This is a genomic window from Bradyrhizobium acaciae (genome assembly GCF_020889785.1).
GTDB lineage: Bacteria > Pseudomonadota > Alphaproteobacteria > Rhizobiales > Xanthobacteraceae > Bradyrhizobium > Bradyrhizobium acaciae.
Genome location: NZ_JACMYK010000005.1, coordinates 106,429 through 126,627, shown reverse-complemented (window position 1 = coordinate 126,627; position 20,199 = coordinate 106,429). Strand labels below are relative to the sequence as shown.

Below are 20,199 nucleotides of genomic sequence, written 5' to 3'. Positions count from 1 at the left end.
GCCGGGGCCACGGACGACTTGCAGGAGACAAACGTCCCTCAGTGCAAGCGCTCCACCGGGGCACCCCGCCCGAGGACGTTTGTTCTGTCGCGGCAGGTCTCCTGGCTTGCGGGTCGCTGCGGCTGTCGACCTTCCCGGCGCTTTCTGCGTCAGTGGCCATGATGACAACCGCTCACCGCTTACAGTTGCGGGGGCAGCCCCGGAGTAGCCGTTCGGCGCACCGGGTTCCCTCTTAGCTTCCTGTCCTCAAGATAAAGGATGAAAGAACCATGACAGATCTACATCTAGGCGTCACACGCCGAGATTCGTCAAGTCTCGTTTGGGGTACATCAAGCTTCAGAAGAGGACACCGCGAAGTCAATGAATGGAGCGGCCGACGCAGAGCACCGGTATGTTCCGCTATCCATACACGTCCAGCTGTGGCTGTTCAGGCAAATCAATTCAGAAATCCGGCCGACCATTCATCAGTCTATGCTGATCTGGAACGTAGACCTACCAAAGGCTCTGAGACCGTTTTTTCCGTTCCGTTGAGTATGAGCGGATCTTCAGCTCAAGATCTTCGAAGCTATCAGCGTCAACGATCCAGATGAAATCGTGTCTAAGGCGCTGGAAAGCTATCATGGACGTAGCCGACGCAGTCAGCTCCTCGACGCACGACGCTCCCCGTGCGATCTCGCTGCTCGAACGGCTGAGGGCCCTGAAGAACACGAAAGCTCATCGAGCTCGCAGCGGCTAAGCCGCTGTAAGCCCGACGAAACCGGCTCCCTTCGTGAATTTGCCGTCGGCGCAAGCCTTGTCTCACAATGAAGCAACAGGTCCGCGGCGGCGCGTCCCATCGAGATCGCCTGGTCAATATCTTTCTAGCCAGTATAGCTGCTGTTCGGCGCGCATAGCAGATCCATTTGGTCGCGGCGCATCTAGGTCGCCGCCCTTCTGATCGATTCGGCACGTGCCCGGTGCATGTTTGTAGCGGACAAATTGTCTGGCCCATTCTCGCGATCTGCCGATAAAGGCTTCGCCTACTGTTCGGTGCCCAAAGAAGTCAGGTTGGTCCTACTCGGCCGCGTCCATCAGGATTTCCGGATCGTCGCGCCTCTCATCGCGACCCAGAGCACTCTTCGCAACACGCGAAAGCCTCCAGGGCCGTGCTGGATCACGCCCGACGCGCTTGAATCGCACCCGACGTCATGTTGCAGGATTCGGCGCAAGCCACGACTGTTTGGCAAACAAGCTTGGCATTTCGGACGCTATCGGAACAACGTATGTCGCCTCTGGGCGGTCCCATGTCGGCGATTGACTGCCCGGTCCGGCGACACGGAGATGATGTGGTCCTCAGGATCGAGCACCTCCCGGAGCCCGATTTGCGGCTCTCCTCGACAACATTAAGAGCTGTCGAGCTGACGTGTTTCTGGAGGAAAGGAGGATGCTAGGCGCAGACATGGTGGTAGGCGGCAATCGACACCCAGAGAGAGGAGCGCCGGACTGGTCCTCCTGTACCCTGTTGTCGAAACCAGCGTGGCAAGGCACGGGCTTCATTCAAGGCATCTCGCCAACGTCCAAACTCCGGTTGCGATCGTTTCAGGCAAGGCGCGACGCCGCGTTAGCTGCGCTCGATCTGCGGCAATTGCCTGCTCCGGCACCTGAAAGGACCAGATACATGACGGCATACCCTAGGGTCTTACAAGAGTTGCGTGTGGTTGAGCCCGGCCATCGGGTATTGGAGATAACCACGACCACCGGCTGCATCGTCAGATGTTCTTATTGCTCCCAGGACAAGTTTGCAGATCGCCAAAGGCCCGTATCCCAAGCCAAGCATCTGGGTGTTCAGGATTTCAAGCAATGTCTCTCACGCGTACCGACAGCTACTGGCATTAGTTTTTCCGGATATTCGGAACCCTGGTTGCATCCGCATTGCAGCACGATGGTTGAGCATGCTTACGCACGCGGCCACGACGTCTGGATCTTCACGACCCTTGTTGGAATGAACGGGACTGACGTTCGACGCCTGCAAATGCTCCGGTTCAAGACTTTCGTCGTGCACGTTCCCGACGACGGCACTTATATGAACAGCCGCCTCGTCGGAAAAAACTACATCAATGTCATGCGCCGACTGATTGAGGCAAACATTCCCTCGATTCAATTTGTGATCCTGGGTAAAATCCATCCTGATCTAGCCGATGTAATCCCCGCCAAAAAGCTGCAACGCTTGCGGCCGCTGAGTAGCAGGCGAGGACATATAGATCCGAAAATGATCACCCCGCGGCAGCCGATCGCCGGCACTCTGACATGCAATGGGAAACAGCCACATCGGAATGTCCTTCTTCCAAACGGCGATGTTACTTTGTGCTGCATGGATTTTGAGCGGCGTCATGTCCTTGGGAATCTTTTGCGCGACGAGTACGAAGATCTGTTCGAAGGCCGGATATTTAGCGAAATCGCCGACCGCATGAACGGTACGGATGGCTTTCTGCTTTGCAGGACGTGTGAATTTGCCAAACCGGAGCGGGAATGCTGTAGGGCCCCTGCCCGCGCGCTGTGAGGAATGGCCATACCAATGGAAGCTCGCCGCACCAGCTGGACTGCTGGACTAGTGCCAGAAGGCGGATCAGAGCGCGCTTCGGCGAAATGCACGAGCCGGGGCCTGCCCGTAAGAGAGCCCAAGGATCGCCTATGTTCAACTGGTGCGACTGGAAGTGGTAGATGCTTTTCCGGCAGGATGACGAACGATTTGGCCTCGCGGTTGATCTCGTGCCTTTCGATTGATCCAAAAGCCCTTGCCGTCTTCAGTAATTCAACGAGCCTCTCTCCAATGGAAGTTTCGAGAGTACAAGAGAGCGTAACGGGCCTGCCCCACATGCCCGCCTTGACGGCGACCAACGTTGCGCTTGCAATTCAGCAAGGTGAACAGCTACAGAATATTCCATCCACGATCGATCACAACGACATCGACTTGCGGATCGTCCCAAGAAAACCCGCACACGGCGGCGCCGGTGCCGTCAGCTCCCACAAACCGTGTGATGTGGGCATCCGACAACTCGTTCCCCGGAAGGTCATCGCCTGCGCATCGTGAGATGCTGCCGCAGAATCAACTGCGACATTGTACGCTGATCTTCCGCTCAATAGGACGCTCATAGCGCAAACAGTATTGGCGACGGCCGTTCTCATGAGGGGAGGGATTATCCGGCTGAAGGAGTGATACGCTCTCCTCTCATCAATCGCGAACTCGGCCAATGGCAGAGCGATCATCACGATGACAGGCCTGGGATCGTCGCGATCGCGAGCTGAGCGTTGGATCGAGGTCCTCGCATCGCATTTCAGTTCGAACCTCAGTTGAAGGACTTGTCATGCTGCGCTCTCCTTTTCGCGACGCGAACACACAGCATCGCCTTGGGTGCCGCCCTTGTTCGCTATCATTCTCTGTCTTGCTTTGGGGGCCACGTCAGGTTTTGGACAGCCACCGCTAGTACCGAGGCGCCGCGACCGATGCAAGCGGAGACGCGACCATGAACCAATTTGACAATATCAACCCTGCCGATAATCGTCCCGCTGCGTCCGAGACAACCGTGGAACAACGGCAACCGCAGCAAGCCCACTTTGAGCAGCAGCTGGCAGATGTGCAACAGCTGGGGCCTATATATGCTCACAGTCAGCTTTACGATGTCACTCAGGAAGACGATCGCCTGATCCAGGCAGCGTCTGGTGCGGCTCTCGAGCGAGGACCACCGCCCGGGCCGACAACCATCAGCATTTACGATCGCCGCCTTCGCAAGTTGGCTGAGGCGCTGAAGAAGGATGGCAAATCAATAGCGGCCCTCGATGATGATACGCTGCTCGATTGCGCCAAGAAGCTGCTGCCAAACGATAAGATTATCGCCCCAGCATTGTTGATTGTCAGCCGCTACCGCAAGCCTGGCGCCACCCTTCGGATCACGACACATTACCGTCCATCGAACGAAGACGAACGCCTCATTAGGAAGGCCGCCGAGGCAGGCTTCGGTCGAGGGATCGACGCGAAAACGGCCGGAAATTACGCAAGCTGCCTCCGGAAGTTGGCGTCAGCTCTCCGCCCCCTGTCCATTGCCAGGCTCAGTGCCGACAAGTTGCGCGGTCACGCCGATACTTTGTTCCCGAAAGACAAGAAACTCCTCTACGCTTTGAACAGACTCCGCGACTATCGCGCGGGCGTCAGGCAGGACAATTTGGAAGGACAAGGAGGTGGCTCGCATCCGCCAACTCAGCCGGCCGCGCGTTCCTCCATGCTGACTGTCGAGAACCAGCTTTTGGAGAATGCTGCGGATCAGGGCGTATTGCTGGCTGGCAATCTCAATGCTCCGGAGGTTTGGGGTGAAATGGATTTGGCCGCTCATTCTCCCCTACAAAGTGTCGCGCAGGATGTGCTTTTCGACAACGCGGCGCGGAGCGGAGCGCTTGCGGCCTCCGGCTTCGATGCACCGTTACTTTGGCAGGGAATGCGCGCCCCCGCTTTCTCGTCCGTACAGAGTTTTGCTCAGGAAGAGCTTTTCGATGCTGCGGATCGCGAGGGCCTGCTGGCAGCCGCGCCCTACGATCGATCGGCACTTTCGCGAACGATGAGCTCAGCCTCCCATTGGGACCTGCAAAGTGCAGAGCGGGCGGAGCTTTTCGATGGCATCGATCGTTTGCTGCCGGGGATGACCTTCGATGCATCGGAACTGGCATCGCGGGTGAATCCGGACGTCCCTTCGCCCCTGCAAAGCGTAGCCCAGGAAGAGCTTTTCGAAGCCGCCGATCTGGAGGGCTTCGTGGTCGCGGACGATCTTGTCATTCCGGAGTTTTGGCGGGGACCGGACTCTGCTGCCAACCTGCCCATTGAGAGTGCCGGCCGAGAAGAGTTTCTCGATGCCGCAACCTCTCCGCCGAACTCGCGATTGCAGAACCTTGCCTCTGAACAATACTTCGCACGCATGATGAACCAAGGCGGTGCCGCCCTGGCCACAACGCCACTCCCGGTCAGCGAAAGCTTTGACGCTTCTTTGGTCGTTCCAGATGACTTCTCCCACGGCAACCAGCCCGCGCCGGATATGATGCGCTCCAAACTGGGCCATTGGGGTCTGTTGCCGGACGCGACGCAGCCGGTGAAGACCTACGACATTCACGGTGAGCCCTATACTGCCGTGTTAGGACCCGGAGGACACAATGATATTCAGCTTATTCATCTGCGCTCTTTCGCCGTCGGCGACACGTTTGATGTTTCATTCTCCGTGCCGAAGGACTTTTCCCATTGCACCCAGCCGGCACCCGACATGATGCTTTCTCAGTTGGGTAATTGGGACTTCTTGCCTGATGCGGAAAATCCAGTGATGAACTATGAGATTGCCGGTGAACGCTACACGGCTGTATTGGGACCGAGAGGGCCCAACGACGTTCAACTTATCCACCACCCTAGCTTCGTTTTGCGGGGTGAAGCTGCGCTTGTGACGCCGACGGCTCCCCCGCCTACCTATGGCGGCCCTGTACCCGGGTTTAATCCACCCGCCACGCTCGAATTACAAAAGGACGTCCCTGCGGCACTGGGGCCAGACCTTCCATTGCCGTCTGCGGCTTCGGCATGGAGCCATCAGCCAGCCCCGCAAGTGCCTGAACTCGGAGAGTTGTTCGGCCAAGACTGGAGGCACGGCCCCCGAGAGGCTTCGCCTCTCGTAATCGACATGCTCCAAAACCTGGGCCTTCTGCCGAGCCAAGGCGTCCCCATGACCTGTTTTTTGATCCACGGTCAGCCCTACACGGCCGAAAGCCTACCCGGAGGCCGCATTCTTCTGTTCCATCGGCCGCCACTTGACTGAATGATGCTCGTTGGCACTTTGGACAACCTGCTAACGAGCTCAGCCGGCTTGCCACTCAATTACAACGTCGCATTCTGCGCGGCGTTTCCTCTCTTCGCTGTGGGCGGTCTGGTTAGTATTCTGTCTTTTGTCTCGCAGGTGTTGGCTCAGTTTTTCGAGACGGACGACGACTCCGTCGACTTCCTGTATACGGTGCTGTGCCGAGCACACATTCAAGCCCTGCCTTTGATCTTATTCCATATGCAAGGCGTTCCAACCCCTGAGGACCCGGGGTGCCAGTCTGCTATCGACGAGTATGCTCCAGGACTTGCCTACTTCGATCCAGCGAAATTTTCGCGCGGGCAAGGTCTCCAGCACTTTTTGGGCAATAGGTGCGAGACTCGCAGCTTCGGAGGTTGGGTCGCGGCCAGCATCTGCAAGGATTTTCACGGCTGCCTCTTTGGATCGCATCCACGCCGCTTCGGTAAACCTGCTCTCCGAGAAATACTCGAAACAGGCGCGAAACGTCAGAGCACGGCCGATGACCTTATGGTTTGGTAATCCCGTCTCACTGAGCCATCGGCGCAAATGGTCACACCATTCCTTGCTGCTGAAGTCGAGAAGATTGCCACCTTCGAAAATAAAAAGCGCCGCCATGCCGGCGATTTCACATCGCACGTCCTCATCTTGTTTTTCGAACCATTCGCGGATTGCTTGCAAGGGCGTCCTCGGCATCTCGGCCGCGCCGGTCCGTTTGAACGGGACGACGTTTTCCAGTGGGGGCATGCGCGGCCAAGGCTTGCCCTTTGCGTCCCATAAGACCCAACGCTCTGCGATCGCTTTTGCTTCTTCCGGTGATCTGGTCCGCCAAAGCTCCTTGAGCGCCTCCTCGACGTAGTATGACACATCCGCCTTCAGGCCACGTGTACGGGCGATTGCTGCTAGGCGTCCGGCGTCAAGGAGCCGGGCCGCGAAGTTGTTCTCTGCGTTCATTTTCCGAGGTCTCGCGCCCTCTCCAGCGCGTCCCGTTCATTCTGCTCTAAGCGCGCTACAAACCCGCTATTCACGCCGTTGAAAGTTAGCGGCGACGTGATAAGACGCCCGCCGGTATCGGCCGAGCAGACCCCGTCTGCCTTATGTCACGCGCCGCTCACTTCAGTGCCAGCCACGGCCGCAACTTGCGATGGTAGCCATGCCCGGAACGCTTCTCAGCATGGCTAGGGCTGTGCATTCTTCGTGCCAAGCAATAGTCGACAGTTTGGATGACGCTTGTGTTGGGTTTGTCTGTTTCCCGACATACTAAGGTCTCGATCCTAGCAGTAGAGCTTGTCCGCAGCGGCTCATCTTGATGCTGCCGTCTCGGCAACCACGCGAGCGACGTCGCTGGTGGATCAAAAAGCCTTCTGTTTCGCTATTGGCGCTTTAAATTGGCCCCCCGGCAACAGCGCTGGGCCCCCTCATGGTTAGTTTAGTCAGTCCAGTTCGTACAAAATTCCTGCTCCAAGCTGGTCGCGGTCACTCTTAGACACACAACCTGCGCTTCAATCATCTCAATAGCAGTCTCGCCATTGGTGATTGTGCTTTCTATCTCAGGCGTCTTCACAATCTTCCGACAACGACGGCAGTTTAACGTCGCCGGCACGTGCATACGAGAGAGATGCACTGATGCCCAATTAGGACAATCTTCATTCGTCGAATTTTTGACAACTTAATGAGCGTATCGCGTGCGGAGATCGACTCTAACAAACAGATCGTGCCTTTCCGAGGAAGATCATTTCTTAACTTTCTTCCATCGCCAAAAAGGGGATGACTGGCTCTCAACTGTTGAGGAGGTCGATCGGCGCCGTGTTGTGTTTGCCTTAGTCAAATAAGCAATTTATCGAGTTGGCGCGTCGGCTTCGCCGACTTGGCTCGACGCACGCCGAGCCTCCCATCCGGGCCTTCGATTACGCCCCCTCGCGAGGGGCTCTACCCCCGGCGCCCACGAGGGCCGTTGCGCTCGCCGCGGCCGTCTCTCCGGTCTTCCGCGCTGCGCTTGTGCAGGCTGAGTGATCCCCTCGGCAGCGTCGTCCCTGCTGCGCCCCCTGGTCTCAGTGGGCTGGGCATGACGATTCAGCGTGGAAGTCTGCGCTGAATCGTTACCTCAAAAGGAAAACTGAAATATCAAGAATTGCGTCCAAACGAAGGCTTAAGCGGCGTGCAAACCCACCGCGGCAGTCGCGGCACGATCTTAGGCGGGATGGTTCAATCACTGTCACCACATTTGGAAGCACGATACTCTCAGATGAAAGGACCAAAAAGACGCGGGAAGCATGATACGAGCGCATTGTCGGGCGGCTGAGGAGTATGCGTCATCATCGCGGGCCAGCAGCTTGATCGGTTCAAACATCACAGGATCGCGGATCAGGTGCGGACGTACTTTGGAAAGACCCGTCTGGAATGTTCAAATGACAGGCCCGTTTCCGAACAATATGAGGATAGCCGGAACCGCCGATCTTCCGACAACTGAGGTTCAATGAGGATCGATGGCCATCATACGGTACCTTGAGACAGCAAGTTCGTGCACTCGATGCGGCTCGGGAAACGACGGCCAGATACAATCTGGCCGTCTCTCACGATCGAAACCATCCGTCATGACATGCGAAGGTGTTTGCACGGTTTAAGGATCAAGGTTTCTAAGCGCGTCCCCCTGTGCTGTTCTCTTCGTTTACCAGATGAACTTAGCGCCATCCGGCAGTTCGCAGATGAATTCGCCCTGGTTCACGAGTTCGGTGGTCCCGACAACAAGCTTCGAGGCCCGCACCGTGAGCCTGCCTTCGCGGCTGAGGCTATGGCGGATGTACTCGGTCACGGCATGTCCGGAGCCGTCCACCGTTTGGTGAGCATTGGCGAAGCTAATGCCGTTCTGGGGGGTCACCCTGAAGGCATTGATGACCAGACCAGCCTGAGTTGCCGACGCAGCTTTGCCACCCTCCGCGGCTGTACAGCGGCTCATGTCCAGTACGAGCTTCACATTCTTGCCGGTCTGCAAGGCATGGAGCACCTCGGTGTATTTCGGCGAAGGCTCATCGGCTGTCGCCATCGTGCTCACGCCTACGGTCGAAAGCAAGGACAATACGATGGCCAGTCCTTTGCCAGTACACTTCATACGCTCTTCTCCCTCGATAAGTACCACAGATCGTACGTTGCAAGACGTCGTGTCAGCCGATTGGCGGATTCGAGACATCAAGCGCGCCTGCGACAAAGACAATTTGCCGCAACTAGACGCAAGTGGTTGTGACGGCTATTCCGACGTCACAACCTCGTAGGTCAGGTTTGCTAAAGTGGCTCGCCCCCGTGCGAAATCGACTAGACGATTTGATCGAGCGTCGGCTGCTTGGAAACCACAAAAACGGTGACCGGTCGCGCTCGTCCATTGCAGGTCCGACGGCCGAGAGGATGCCGTTCTTACATCTGTGTGAGCAAACGACTTAAAAAGAACACGTCGGCCTCGCATCCGCCAGCTTGTCCATGTGATACCCGGGCAAGGACTGCTGCCCCAGACGGCGTGCCCGCAATGAGGTGGTGGAGCGAACCTAGCGCGGCAGTCCGAACAAGCTCAGTCAAGGGACCTGATCTCGGCCCATTCGAAACAGCAACGACAGAGAGCACAAGACAGCGCCGACTTGTGATTCCTGGTTTTGCGTGCCTTCCTTCTGGCTGACGATCGCCTCACTGACCAAATCCGTCCGGCTCCCTCAAAGGTCAAGGCAAATGGCTTCCTTCCTGGTCCGTCAGCTTCTCGAAAGCTGTGCCTGCAATAGTCTGCGCCAATAGCCGGCACTCGAATGGAGACACAAATGAATGTTGATATCCGGAAGGCCGCCGACACTCCATGCGAGGTTCACGAAGTGCTGCAGCAGCCGAGCCGGATCGAGAGGCAATCAGCCGAGCTTAACGCCCAGACCAGCGCACCCGCACACAATCCCGAAGATCGAGGGAGCTTTGAGCAGCAGCTGTATGACCTGACCCTCAATCACCAAGAACCGGTTTTGCCAAGGTCGGATTTAGTCTCGTCATTGGCAAGCTCCGCAACCGGCACCTCGTCGCCTGCGTCGAACCAGGCGGCCCCGGAAGCCGTTTTCTATCCAGCCACATCCTTTGTCAGCGCGCGCGCCCAACTTGCCGCAACATTGACAGGTGCCACTCTTGAAGCGCTCCGGAACGAGATCGACCTTGCCGAGCAGCAATCGGCACATTGGTCACCGGCGACGGCACCTCCCGTCGATCGGGACCGCGTGTTCGAGGACGTGGCGGGCTCGTCATATGTCACACTGCGGCGGTTTCAGAATCAGAACAGCGATTGCAGGCCGCGCAAGGAAGAAAACACAAGCGCAATATCGCATGTCCGCAACACTGCTCGGGATCACTCTTCCGTTGGATACCCGCTAGAGCGCTATCCTCTGGACCGGGCGCGCCAAGCTGGCTGGCATATGCGCGGCCAGACAACCACATCTGCCTTCGTATCGTTGGTCGAGGATCCGGGAAAACTCGCCGTTTCGCGCGACACTTGGGCAAGAGCGATCGCCACCCATGCCGACACCCTGCATACCTACACGGTTCCGAAGGCTGCGGTCTGGACGCCTGACGACGTGCTGAGTAGCATCGGTCTTGGAATGAATGCCGAAGATCCGGACCACGTCGACGGGGACGTCGATTTGATGTGCTCACTCGGCAGAACTCCAACCCGAGAGACTGAGCGCCTGTTCCTGGGCGGCAATTTGGAGAGTTACCGAACCGCAAGCGAAGCCAATCCCTACAAGCGCGGGAGTAGTGAATAGATACTCTGTCGACCGCGCCATTTGGCAGGTTCGTTTGGGCTCATGCGCCGAGACAACCACCTCAAGGTAGATCTGGAACACGGCACATCTCACGCGTTACAATTTGAGTATAGGGCATGGCGCGCCCATATCTGATCAACTCGCCGATCGAACGGGGCAGCGCTCTACGCAATGCGCAACAGGCGGTTGAGGGTTCCGAGGGGGAAAGCCGCAATTCGACGGTCGGGAGGAGCCGGCCGTTCGGGCGTCCTGTTATCTTGGCTGCGTTCTGACATCGCACGGCATCTATTTGTTAGTGGCCATCACGCGTGGCCGGAGGCGTGATGAGGTAAGCCGCTGAACGCGAAGCATCGCCCTTTTAGCTAGCTCGACCTGACATTGAACGGGCGATCAACACTTTGGCCGCGACCGCATCAGCTATCCACTCGTCTCCGGCAAGCGATACTGTTGCAGCCGGTCCGATCCGTCACCTGGATGCGTTCCATCAAAACAATCGATTTTGCTGCGGACGGCTAAACGTCTCATAGTCGACCGAAGATCTATGGAGGCAGCATTCAAAAATGACGTCAGGCAATCGATTCTCTTCTCAGTCTCTTATAAACCAAACTGGTTCGCGCGATCGCTCGTCCGCATCTCGGCTGTTAGCCTATTATTGTCACGTGAACGCATACCCGCCCCGGTCATCCCGCAAAATTGCCACGCATGTGGCGGATCCGTCGATCGTCCGATCGTGACGCAATGGCTTTGCTCAAAGCCTGGCACGAACGACTGGCTCTTCCTGCACATCCATGGCTCTGACGCCACACTTGATCGGACGGCGAACTGGTCACGACCTGGACAGCGCCAGACGGACCGCCATGCGAGGGTCGATGGACCAGCCCTAACGGTGTCACCATTATCTCACAAGACTTTCGAGTTTGATGGCACCGCCACAAGCATCGAAGGCACTTGAATCTCACCTAGCGTCAGATTGTAGGATTTCCGACAATCTCGCGACAGAATCCGCTCGCGTGAACCTCTTCCCGACAGGTAGCAAGAAATGCGATCGTCTCAAAAACTCAATGCTCAGTGGCTCCGCACCTTAACGCTCCTCAATGGCTTCTCTTCGGAGCGCACATCGTGCATCGCCTCTGCGCACAGCATAGGACGAAGAGCCTCACGTGTAGCCAGGACAGGACCCAGCGAGCGAGAAGCACGGGGGCAGTCGCAATTTTGCTCATGCCGGTCACGTACCGAGTTGGAGATCAAATCATTCATTCGCCGTTCATCCAGTGAGACGACACGGTGCCTACGTAAGTACTTCGGGCGATGCGCGATGACGACGGACTCGATCCGTTCTTCTTTCGCAGCATTCGCGCCGCGGCGGCGTGAGAGAACTTCGGCGCGTCCGAACTTCGGGACGCTTGGCATCTCGCTTGGCAATCACCGACCAGCGAGAGGATATCTATCAGGCCGATAGACCTACTGATCCTTTGTCATGCGTCTCGGCCTTTCCAGCAATCGGCCAGATGCAGATCGCGTGAACCGTCTTAAAAAGCGCGGGAACACTTGCATTGTCGTGGCTTGACGACACGACGGGCTCAACGCCCAGCAGGGACTGACCGCGGATTAAGACGAAATGGGGAGTTTCCAAATGTCCGCTTCGCTAGTCTGTTCGGCCAATTCAGCCGCTCTCGCCTGCGACTTCGTTTCGCTCGTGCAGCTTGGCGCAATCGTTTCTGCAGGCGGGCTCGGCCCACAGATGCATCAGCGCGCTGCCAGGGCTTTCAACCTTGTTGGAAATCGCAGAGCTCTTGCCGACATACAGGATCTTTTGAACGGTGTCGCCGGCGGACGCGATGCGCGGCAGGTCGCCTATCCGATAACGACAGACCGGCAGACATTGATCGCCTGCCTCTATGCTCCACCCTGGCATTTCCGACTTCTCGAATTCACGTCAAAGCGGCCGCCTCTCGGATCCACCGAACCTCATGGTCAACCGTGACACGCTCAAGTCCTGCCGAGGATGGACGAGAGGCAATGAATGCGAATTCTCCTGGTTGATCATCATGCGGACTTTGGCCGCGACGTGAAGGAAGCGCTCTTGGATTGCGGCTTCGCCGTTGATGTGACGCGCACACTGGATGAGGCGTCGGCCGCGCTGGAATGCGCGAACTACCACATGGTCCTGCTCGAGTCTGTCTTGCCCGACGGAGACGGACTGGATTGGCTGAAGCAGTTGCGGCGCGAGGGACGATCAATGCCGGCGATGATGATGAGTAGTCTCAATGATCTCAGCCGCCGAATTGCAACTTTCAATGCAGGTGCAGATGATTTCCTGCCCAAGCCCGTGTCGATCGACGAACTCATCGCCCGCATGCGAGCCATTCTGCGACGGTCGACGCAAATGACGGCGCCGGTGGTGACATTCGGCAATCTGCATTTCGACCCGATCGCAAGGCAAGTCTCGGTTGGCGGCCGGATACTGAGAATTGCGCGGCGCGAAGTCTGCATTCTCGAACATCTGCTCAACCGTGCCGGCCGGACCGTGCCGCGCACATCGCTGGAAGATAGCTTGTATGCGTTTGACGACGAGGTCTCGACCAATGCGCTGGAAGTCGGGATCTATCGCTTACGCGCGCATTTGAACCAGGCCGGTGCGACGCTCAGGATCAAGACCGCGCGCGGGGTCGGCTACACCCTTGAACTCGTCGGCGCAGCATCGGCTGCCTAGCAATCTAACTTGAAAGCAACACTCCCTTGAAGGTCGTCAAGAATGCTGCCGGCGCCAGTCTGCCGCCGATGGCCATCATCTCGCAACGCTCTGCCGTTCTGCCGCGCTTGTGCTACGTTCTCTGCGGACTTGCTCTGCTATTTCCACTTGCTGGCGCAGCCGAGACAAAACGGGACGGCAAAGGAGAGCCGCCACGTGCGGCGCCTGGCAGCACCACCGGCACGCTCAACCTCACCTCCTCACAGGGCAAGACGGTTCATCTGAACGCGCCGGCAGCGAGCATTTTTGTTGCCGACCCGGCGATCGCCGATTACCAGGCGCCATCGAGCAGCACGATATTCGTATTCGGCAAAAAATCCGGACGAACCAGCCTGTTCGCCTTGAACGAGAACGGCGAGGCTCTCGCCGAGCTGCGCGTCGTTGTCACCCAGCCGATCGAGGACCTGCGTGCCACGCTGAAGGCTGAGATCGGCGATTATCCGATCCAGGTCAGCTATACCCCACGCGGCGCAATCCTTGGCGGTACGGCTCCCAACGCCGATATCGTCGAGACGGCCAGAAAGGTGACCGAGCAGTTTCTCGGTCCTGGTGCGCTGGTCGTCAACAAGATCCAGGTGGCAGGTTCGCTGCAGGTGAATCTGAGTGTGCGGGTGGCAGAAGTCTCCCGCAATGCCGTTAAGGACCTCAATATCAACTTCACGGCTTCCGGTCCGAACGGCGCTTTCCTTGTCACCGGAAAAAGTGGCGGTTCCGGGCCGGCCCGCGGCGGCGGCACGATCGGCATCGGGTACAGCGCGGGCAATACCAACCTGAGCGCTGTTCTCGACGCACTCGCCAGCGAGCACCTCGCCTCGATCCTGGCTGAACCGAACCTGACCGCCATGTCCGGGGAATCCGCAAGTTTTCTGGCAGGTGGCGAATTTCCAATTCCGGTGATGCAGGACAACCGACAAGTCTCGGTCCAATTCAGACAATTCGGAATCAGCCTGGAGTTCGTCCCGACCATCCTCAGCAATAATCAGATTAATATCCATGTGAAGCCTGAAGTCAGCGAACTGTCGAAAGAAGGCGAGGTCAGCGTCAACGGAATATCGGTGCCCGGTCTCTCCACGCGTCGTGCCAGTACTGTCGTCGAGCTTGCCAGCGGTCAAAGCTTCGCCATTGGGGGGCTCATCAGGCGCAATTTCAGTACCGACATCGGCACTTTTCCTTGGTTAGGAGATGTTCCGATCCTTGGCGTGCTGTTTCGCTCCTCTTCATTTCAGAAGCAGGAGACCGAACTGGTCATCATTGTCACTCCCTACATCGTCCGGCCGGGATCTGGCCCAGGCAAGATGAGCGCTCCAACTGATCGCATCGGGCCGCCTTCGGACGCAGGGCGCACCCTGACGAATACGCTGGCTGGTTCATCGAAGGGCCGCGAGGCGGCGCCGGCCACGGCCAGATCGGGTGCAACCATCGGTGCCGGCTTTATCATTGAATGAGGACTGCCAATGACCTTGCGACGACACCTATGTCTTTTGATCGCAGTTGCGGCTGCCCTTGGCGGATGTGCAAACAGTACTGCGATTTCTTCCGGACCGGCCGGACAAACGGTCAGAGTGGAGCGGAAGACCAGTGTCCTGCTGCTTCAAAATCTTCGTCGCAACGATAGGTACGGCCTGCGGGATTTCATTGCGAATGCCAGCCACGGCCGGCGCGATGCACTCCAACTCGACATAGCCGGCTCACCGCGGCTCGTAGCGCAAGTTGCCCATGAGGCTCGCTCGATGGGCATTGCTCCCTACAATATCCGCCTGTCCGCCTCTCCCGTCGATCTACCCGCACATTTCGGGATCCGGGTCGAGGCAATTACCTACGAAGCACATCCTGCCGCCTGTCCGCCGTTCGCTGTCACCGGCCCTTCTATAGGCGACAATTCTTTCGATCCAACGCTTGGCTGCTCAGTCCGCAATAACCTCGCAGTCATGGTCAATGATCCCGGCGACCTGCTAGGCAATAGCGCCGTCATGCCGACCAGCGGTGATCGTGCAGTGCTTCCCATCACAGCGCGTGGGCCCGCGGCGACCGGCAATCGCAGCAATTTGGAGGATGGAGCCCAAAACAAGGGTGCGCCCGAAACCCAATAATATCCGGCCAAGACCAATGACGCTCGGCACTCTGGTTTCCATATCAGTTTTGCGATTGGCCGACGAGCTCACGGGCTCCGGTCTGTGCTCGGCCGTTGTTTTTGGTTCGCGGAGCTTTTACCAAGTTCTGCGACAATAGGGGTTTTGACCGAAGGTCCGAGCGCGTCGACGCTACACAAGGCCGGCGGCAAAAACCGCCTTTGCGACCCTCTCGAAACAAACCATGGGAACGGCCTTGCCCATCGCACCTTTACTGATCAGCTGACGCGCCAACCCATGATCCTCGACAATACTCAGACGCTGGGCCCGCGCCTGCGCCAGTAACTGTGACGCCACCTCGCCTTCACCGCGGCACACCAGGACCGGGACGCCTGTCTCGCCCCGCACGTAGCGCAGCCCAATCACCGTCGCCGGTCCAGTCAATATCAATGTTGCCCGGTGGATGCCGAGCGGAGACTCGTTCGCCGACTCGCGACGGAGCCTGCGGTGTTCACCCTTGATGTGCGGATTACCATCCTGTTCCTTGAACTCGCGCTTGGCCTCGCTCTGCGTCATGCGCATGTCGCGCAGGAATAACCAACGCTGAATGAGCAGATCGGCGAGCCCACCAATCAGAAAGGCGCCGGCAGCAATCGCTATCAGTACTTTCAGCTCGTTAAAGACAAAACCAAGGCAGCTTAAATCGCACACCGGCAAATAGACCAATGCCCTCCAACCTGAGAGCACAGTGAAGACGAACGTGGCACCAAGAACCGAGACTTTGACGAGGGACTTTCCAAGCTCCACAAGCGAGCGCTGGGAGACAATCCGCTTCAACCCTTTGACTGGATCCAATTTCTCAAAGCTAGGTTTCAGCGGCTCGACGGAAATCGTCAGCCCGCCGTTGGCCAAGACGCCGGCCAAGATGGCCGCAACCAACGCCGCACCCAGGATTGGGGCTACGGCTGCCATAGAAAGGTCCATCAATCCGACCAATGCCTGCCGGACCGCACTGTTGAATGGCTGGCCCTGCAGCTTGTCGATGAGGCGCACCGCTTCGCGCCATCCGTCTTCGATCGCGCCTGCCCTGAAGCACAGGCAGCCGAAACCAGCGCAAAGACTTGCCGCGGTCACAAAGTCGGCGCTGCGCGGGCTCTGCCCTTTCTTACGCGCGTCCCTCAGCTTCTTGTGACTCGGTGGAAGCTTTTTCTCTTCACTCGTGTCATTCATTTCAAGAACTTCTCGAGCCACTCCAGCACACCGTCGAACTGAACGATCTCGGCTCCCATATATTCGATCAGGAAGACGGTGTAGCTCACCATGATGATGCCAAAGGCGGCATTCTTGATGGTCGGAGAGAGATCGTTCAGCTTGATTTGCGGCGCAAAGCGCCCAAGCAGCATGAGGGATACGTCAATCAGAACCAGCAGAGCCAGCACGGGCCCGGCGACCACGAGCGTCGCATGCATGATATGGTCGAGAAGCTTGATAAATTCCATTGCCCCCTGCTGGGTCAGGGGGGGTAGCAGTCGATACACGGGCCAGATCAGATAACTCCCGTAAAGGCATCTGACCATTGTCTGCAGGCCTCCCGATACGACGAAGATCGTAACCGCCGCAGTTCCGAGAAAGAGTCCCATTGCGGAGGTTTGGCTGCGTGTCGCGGGATCGTCTACCTGACTGGAGATGCCGCGCTGGGTATCAATGATGTCACCAACGGCTTGGATGCTCCAAAGTGGTATGCTGAGCAGAAAGCCGAACAATAGGCCGATAAATATCTCCTTCACACCGAGGAGCGCGACCGCAATCATACGGGTGCCGGGATCTAGCGTCTGCAAGCCGCTCTTGATTTGCATCAAGCAAGGCAATCCAATCACAACCGTCGCGCTTGCGCGGATCATCCCGCCAATGTGCGGCCGCGTGAATACCGGATGAACCAGCATAATGCCAAGCGCCCGGGCCGCGCCAAGTCCAGCCGCAACGACGAATTCGACGGCGGTCTGAACCAGACCTTGCGTCTCGGTGGGTGACAACGCATCCATTTGAGCTCGGCTCACCGCTCGCTTCAAGTCAATCTAATCGCCCGTGCGCCTCGCCAAGATGCAATTCGTCAAGAGCTCTACTGGTCATCGACCTCGTGTCCTAGCGGTTGCAGATCGACATACCCAAGCACTAGGGACTCCCGCTTCAACTCTCCGCAGCCACGGCTGTCCACCAATAAGGTATGACCATTTCGATGATAAAACCCGCCGAATAGCGCGGCTACCAGGCCAGCAAGCCAAGCTCCTTCGGCTGTCACCGACCGCAGGGCGGTTCTGATGACCTGGAGCTTCGGAGCTTGCATCAGTTCAACAGTTCGCGGCGATCGGTCTCGGCCGGCACTTCATCGCGGCTTGATCCATCAGATCGTCAAAACCCAGCGCCCACTTGAGATCAAATCGGCATGCCTATCCACCTAGTTAACAACTCGCCAGGTTATGCATCGAGGGCCAGGCCTCACAGCAGGTCATTTCATCGTGAGCCAGACTCGAATTGAGCGGATGACAATTTCAGATAAGGTCATTCCTCCTCCGAAGGCCGATCGAGCCGAACAAGACAGTCCGGATATCGATCTGTCCCATGCTAACGAGGCGAGCTTTCGGTAAGCTGACGAAACTCGCCTCTTCCATGGTTCAGAATGAGGACAGACAAGCGCGACGCCATAGCTGTAGGCTTGGTCCGCCTTGCGTTCCCGCACTAGTACCTCGCTGTGAGCGCCGGGAACTCGGTGAAGATGTGCTGCGCTTGCTCGATCAGTGGCGCGCTCAGCACCGGGGCAAACAGAACAAGCACAACGACGACGACGAGGAGTTTCACTGTCAGCGGCAAGGTTTGATCCTGGAGCTGGGTTGCTGCCTGCACGATGCCGATACCCAGTCCGGCCACGAGGGCTGCCAGGAGCGGCGGCAGAACCCAGATCATGAACAGGACAAGTGATCGGCTCAGGTGGGTGAGGATGCTGGCTTCGTCCATCTCAACCTCCGGGGGTTGCGTAGCTTAACACCAATCCGTGCATGAGCCGCGACCAGCCGTCGATTGTGACGAACAGAAAGAGCTTGAAAGGAACGGATATCATTGTTGGTGACACCATTGACATGCCCATGGCCATCAGAATCGTCGTCACGATCAGGTCGATCGTGATGAACGGAAGGTAGAGAAGGAAGCCGATCTCAAATGCACGCTTAAGTTCCGAGATCAAAAACGACGGCACGAGAATTGCCAAATCATCGGCTGTTGCGTTGCTGCGCATCTCGTCCGACCAGATATGTTCCGTCGATGACAGGAAGAACGTGCGCTGCTCCTCAGTAGTGAACTTTTTGAGGTGGGCGCGCAGCGGCTCGCTGCCCTCCTTGGCGGCGGTCAACCAATCGTCGGCGGTTTGGTAGCGAAGTTGCGGATCGGTCACGCGGTTGTAGGTCTGCTCGAACACTGGAGCGCCTATGAACACGGTAAGAATCAATGCAGCGCCATACAGAACGATATTCGGTGGTATGGACTGAGTCCCGAGCGCGTTGCGAACCAGGAACAGAACGACAGAAACCTTTATGAAGGCGGTCGTCGTGACGACTGCGAACGCCAGCAGGCCAAGGCCGACCGTCGCCCCAAGAAGCGCAAGGATGCTCGGTTGAATATCAACCATTGACTGCCAACCTGCTACGCAACCGGATTCCAAGCGCCTCACCGATGCGCACGATGTCGCCCCGGCCGATCAATTGACCGTTGGCTACAATATCGACCGCACCGTCCAGGGACCGCCCAAGTTCGAACACGTGTCCCTCGTTGATGCTTCTCAACGTACCCAGCGGGATAGGCCAGCGGCCGCATTCGAACACAAGCGTGATCTCAACACTGTCGATATCGGCTTCCGAGGGCGGGATTGCTTGTTCCGTTTGGAGGCGTATCGTCATATCTACATACCTTAGAGGATGGGGCTGCAGGCGGAATGGCCCGCGAAGGACAAGTCTGTCGTCCACGGCCTGCGCCGGCGCCCACAACTTGTCCGCCGTGAGGATCAGCTGGCTATGGGCAAAGGGAATGACGTCGGGCAGCAGTGCGTCGCCGGGCTGTGCTTGGCGAAGTAGCCTGACAGGCGCCCGCAGCGAGCCGATCTCTGTCGTAATCACGACCGGCAATTCCGACGAAAGCTTGCCTTGCTCTCGCGGTAATTGGCCAATCAACTCGCCTAACAAGCAAAACGCAGAAGGAATCAGACCGTCAAGCGGCGCGAACAAGAACAGGCGGGCCTTTCCCGCCAGCGCTCCGATGGCAACATCGAGCTCCAGATAGGGGTCTTTGGCCGTTGCGTCTTCGATGCGGATCAGCTGCACATTCGATGCAAGCACGTTCTCTAATCCAACGATCCAGGGTTCCAGTGCGAGCTCGAGAACGAACGAGCGCGTCGGGTCGGAAGGTAACGTAAGGCCTTGCTGGACCGTTGAAATCAGTGTCTCGACGAGAAGGCGAGGCAAGGACAAAACAGCTGTCTCGCCGCCGGCGCGAAATACGCAGTCGAGCATCGACATGTCATATGGCTCCACCTGCCAGACAAGCCGGCTCACACGGATGGATAGTGGCTTGTCGCCAAGGCGGCTCTGCAAGATGGTACGCCGTGCGGCAATCTCGTTGGCCCACGAGACCACCTCATGCGCCAGCTTCACCGCAGGCCGAAATAGTGCGGGTTCAGCCACGGCGCTTACCGACAGGTTGCACAGGCGAAG

General features: G+C 57.8%; 15 protein-coding genes and 1 riboswitch. Of the genes, 8 read left to right on the top strand and 7 right to left on the bottom strand.

What is annotated here, in order from left to right; genetic code table 11:
* Positions 1 to 74: 74 nt before the first annotated feature.
* Positions 75 to 287, bottom strand: a riboswitch (cobalamin riboswitch).
* Between the two features lie 1,370 nt (positions 288 to 1,657).
* From H8A92_RS04400 to H8A92_RS04390, 3 genes are all read left to right on the top strand, one after another.
* Complete coding sequence (locus tag H8A92_RS04400; protein WP_229194629.1) at positions 1,658 to 2,539, top strand: radical SAM/SPASM domain-containing protein; 882 nt, start codon at positions 1,658 to 1,660, stop codon at positions 2,537 to 2,539.
* Between the two features lie 177 nt (positions 2,540 to 2,716).
* Entirely contained in the window at positions 2,717 to 3,070 is a 354-nt protein-coding gene (locus H8A92_RS04395) for a hypothetical protein (protein WP_229194628.1), read from the top strand.
* Between the two features lie 433 nt (positions 3,071 to 3,503).
* On the top strand, positions 3,504 to 5,822 hold the full coding sequence (locus tag H8A92_RS04390) for a hypothetical protein (protein WP_229194627.1): 2,319 nt from the start codon (positions 3,504 to 3,506) through the stop codon (positions 5,820 to 5,822).
* 231 nt (positions 5,823 to 6,053) lie between these two features.
* Here H8A92_RS04390 and H8A92_RS04385 read toward each other — a convergent pair whose 3' ends face one another.
* Entirely contained in the window at positions 6,054 to 6,794 is a 741-nt protein-coding gene (locus tag H8A92_RS04385) for a hypothetical protein (protein WP_229194626.1), read from the bottom strand.
* Positions 6,795 to 8,508: 1,714 nt separating this feature from the next.
* Positions 8,509 to 8,883 (bottom strand): VirK family protein, encoded by a 375-nt coding sequence (locus tag H8A92_RS04380; RefSeq protein WP_229194625.1) that lies wholly within the window; start codon positions 8,881 to 8,883, stop codon positions 8,509 to 8,511.
* A 757-nt stretch (positions 8,884 to 9,640) separates the two neighbouring features.
* Here H8A92_RS04380 and H8A92_RS04375 point away from each other — a divergent pair.
* From H8A92_RS04375 to H8A92_RS04355, 5 genes are all read left to right on the top strand, one after another.
* On the top strand, positions 9,641 to 10,621 hold the full coding sequence (locus tag H8A92_RS04375) for a hypothetical protein (protein ID WP_229194624.1): 981 nt from the start codon (positions 9,641 to 9,643) through the stop codon (positions 10,619 to 10,621).
* A 1,633-nt stretch (positions 10,622 to 12,254) separates the two neighbouring features.
* Positions 12,255 to 12,605, top strand: a complete 351-nt coding sequence (locus H8A92_RS04370) for a hypothetical protein (RefSeq protein ID WP_229194623.1) — start codon at positions 12,255 to 12,257, stop codon at positions 12,603 to 12,605.
* Between the two features lie 39 nt (positions 12,606 to 12,644).
* Positions 12,645 to 13,334 (top strand): response regulator, encoded by a 690-nt coding sequence (locus H8A92_RS04365; RefSeq protein ID WP_229194622.1) that lies wholly within the window; start codon positions 12,645 to 12,647, stop codon positions 13,332 to 13,334.
* Positions 13,335 to 13,360: 26 nt separating this feature from the next.
* Positions 13,361 to 14,818, top strand: a complete 1,458-nt coding sequence (locus H8A92_RS04360; protein ID WP_229194621.1) for a type II and III secretion system protein family protein — start codon at positions 13,361 to 13,363, stop codon at positions 14,816 to 14,818.
* Between the two features lie 9 nt (positions 14,819 to 14,827).
* Positions 14,828 to 15,463: a CpaD family pilus assembly lipoprotein gene (locus tag H8A92_RS04355; protein ID WP_229194620.1), complete on the top strand. Its 636-nt coding sequence runs from the start codon at positions 14,828 to 14,830 to the stop codon at positions 15,461 to 15,463.
* Between the two features lie 171 nt (positions 15,464 to 15,634).
* Here the strand turns inward: H8A92_RS04355 and H8A92_RS04350 are convergent, their stop codons facing one another.
* From H8A92_RS04350 to sctQ, 5 genes are all read right to left on the bottom strand, one after another.
* The gene (locus tag H8A92_RS04350) at positions 15,635 to 16,672 is read right to left on the bottom strand and encodes an EscU/YscU/HrcU family type III secretion system export apparatus switch protein (protein WP_229194619.1); all 1,038 of its coding nucleotides are present in this window, start codon (positions 16,670 to 16,672) and stop codon (positions 15,635 to 15,637) included.
* Positions 16,669 to 17,484: a type III secretion system export apparatus subunit SctT gene (gene sctT / locus H8A92_RS04345; protein WP_229194618.1), complete on the bottom strand. Its 816-nt coding sequence runs from the start codon at positions 17,482 to 17,484 to the stop codon at positions 16,669 to 16,671. The genes H8A92_RS04350 and sctT overlap by 4 nt, the downstream gene beginning before the upstream one ends.
* 694 nt (positions 17,485 to 18,178) lie before the next feature.
* The gene (locus H8A92_RS04340; RefSeq protein ID WP_229194617.1) at positions 18,179 to 18,454 is read right to left on the bottom strand and encodes an EscS/YscS/HrcS family type III secretion system export apparatus protein; all 276 of its coding nucleotides are present in this window, start codon (positions 18,452 to 18,454) and stop codon (positions 18,179 to 18,181) included.
* Position 18,455: 1 nt separating this feature from the next.
* Positions 18,456 to 19,121 (bottom strand): type III secretion system export apparatus subunit SctR, encoded by a 666-nt coding sequence (gene sctR / locus H8A92_RS04335; protein ID WP_229194616.1) that lies wholly within the window; start codon positions 19,119 to 19,121, stop codon positions 18,456 to 18,458.
* Entirely contained in the window at positions 19,114 to 20,169 is a 1,056-nt protein-coding gene (gene sctQ, locus H8A92_RS04330) for a type III secretion system cytoplasmic ring protein SctQ (RefSeq protein ID WP_229194615.1), read from the bottom strand. The genes sctR and sctQ overlap by 8 nt, the downstream gene beginning before the upstream one ends.
* Between the last annotated feature and the right edge of the window lie 30 nt (positions 20,170 to 20,199).

Excerpts from the sequence above, each read along its gene's own strand:
- H8A92_RS04400 (WP_229194629.1), top strand. The coding sequence starts at position 1,658 with ATGACGGCATACCCTAGGGTCTTACAAGAGTTGCGTGTGGTTGAGCCC.
- H8A92_RS04395 (WP_229194628.1), top strand. The coding sequence starts at position 2,717 with ATGACGAACGATTTGGCCTCGCGGTTGATCTCGTGCCTTTCGATTGAT.
- H8A92_RS04390 (WP_229194627.1), top strand. The coding sequence starts at position 3,504 with ATGAACCAATTTGACAATATCAACCCTGCCGATAATCGTCCCGCTGCG.
- H8A92_RS04385 (WP_229194626.1), bottom strand. The coding sequence starts at position 6,794 with ATGAACGCAGAGAACAACTTCGCGGCCCGGCTCCTTGACGCCGGACGC.
- H8A92_RS04380 (WP_229194625.1), bottom strand. The coding sequence starts at position 8,883 with ATGGCGACAGCCGATGAGCCTTCGCCGAAATACACCGAGGTGCTCCAT.
- H8A92_RS04375 (WP_229194624.1), top strand. The coding sequence starts at position 9,641 with ATGAATGTTGATATCCGGAAGGCCGCCGACACTCCATGCGAGGTTCAC.
- H8A92_RS04370 (WP_229194623.1), top strand. The coding sequence starts at position 12,255 with ATGTCCGCTTCGCTAGTCTGTTCGGCCAATTCAGCCGCTCTCGCCTGC.
- H8A92_RS04365 (WP_229194622.1), top strand. The coding sequence starts at position 12,645 with ATGCGAATTCTCCTGGTTGATCATCATGCGGACTTTGGCCGCGACGTG.
- H8A92_RS04355 (WP_229194620.1), top strand. The coding sequence starts at position 14,828 with ATGACCTTGCGACGACACCTATGTCTTTTGATCGCAGTTGCGGCTGCC.
- H8A92_RS04350 (WP_229194619.1), bottom strand. The coding sequence starts at position 16,672 with ATGAATGACACGAGTGAAGAGAAAAAGCTTCCACCGAGTCACAAGAAG.
- sctT (WP_229194618.1), bottom strand. The coding sequence starts at position 17,484 with ATGGATGCGTTGTCACCCACCGAGACGCAAGGTCTGGTTCAGACCGCC.
- H8A92_RS04340 (WP_229194617.1), bottom strand. The coding sequence starts at position 18,454 with ATGGACGAAGCCAGCATCCTCACCCACCTGAGCCGATCACTTGTCCTG.
- sctR (WP_229194616.1), bottom strand. The coding sequence starts at position 19,121 with ATGGTTGATATTCAACCGAGCATCCTTGCGCTTCTTGGGGCGACGGTC.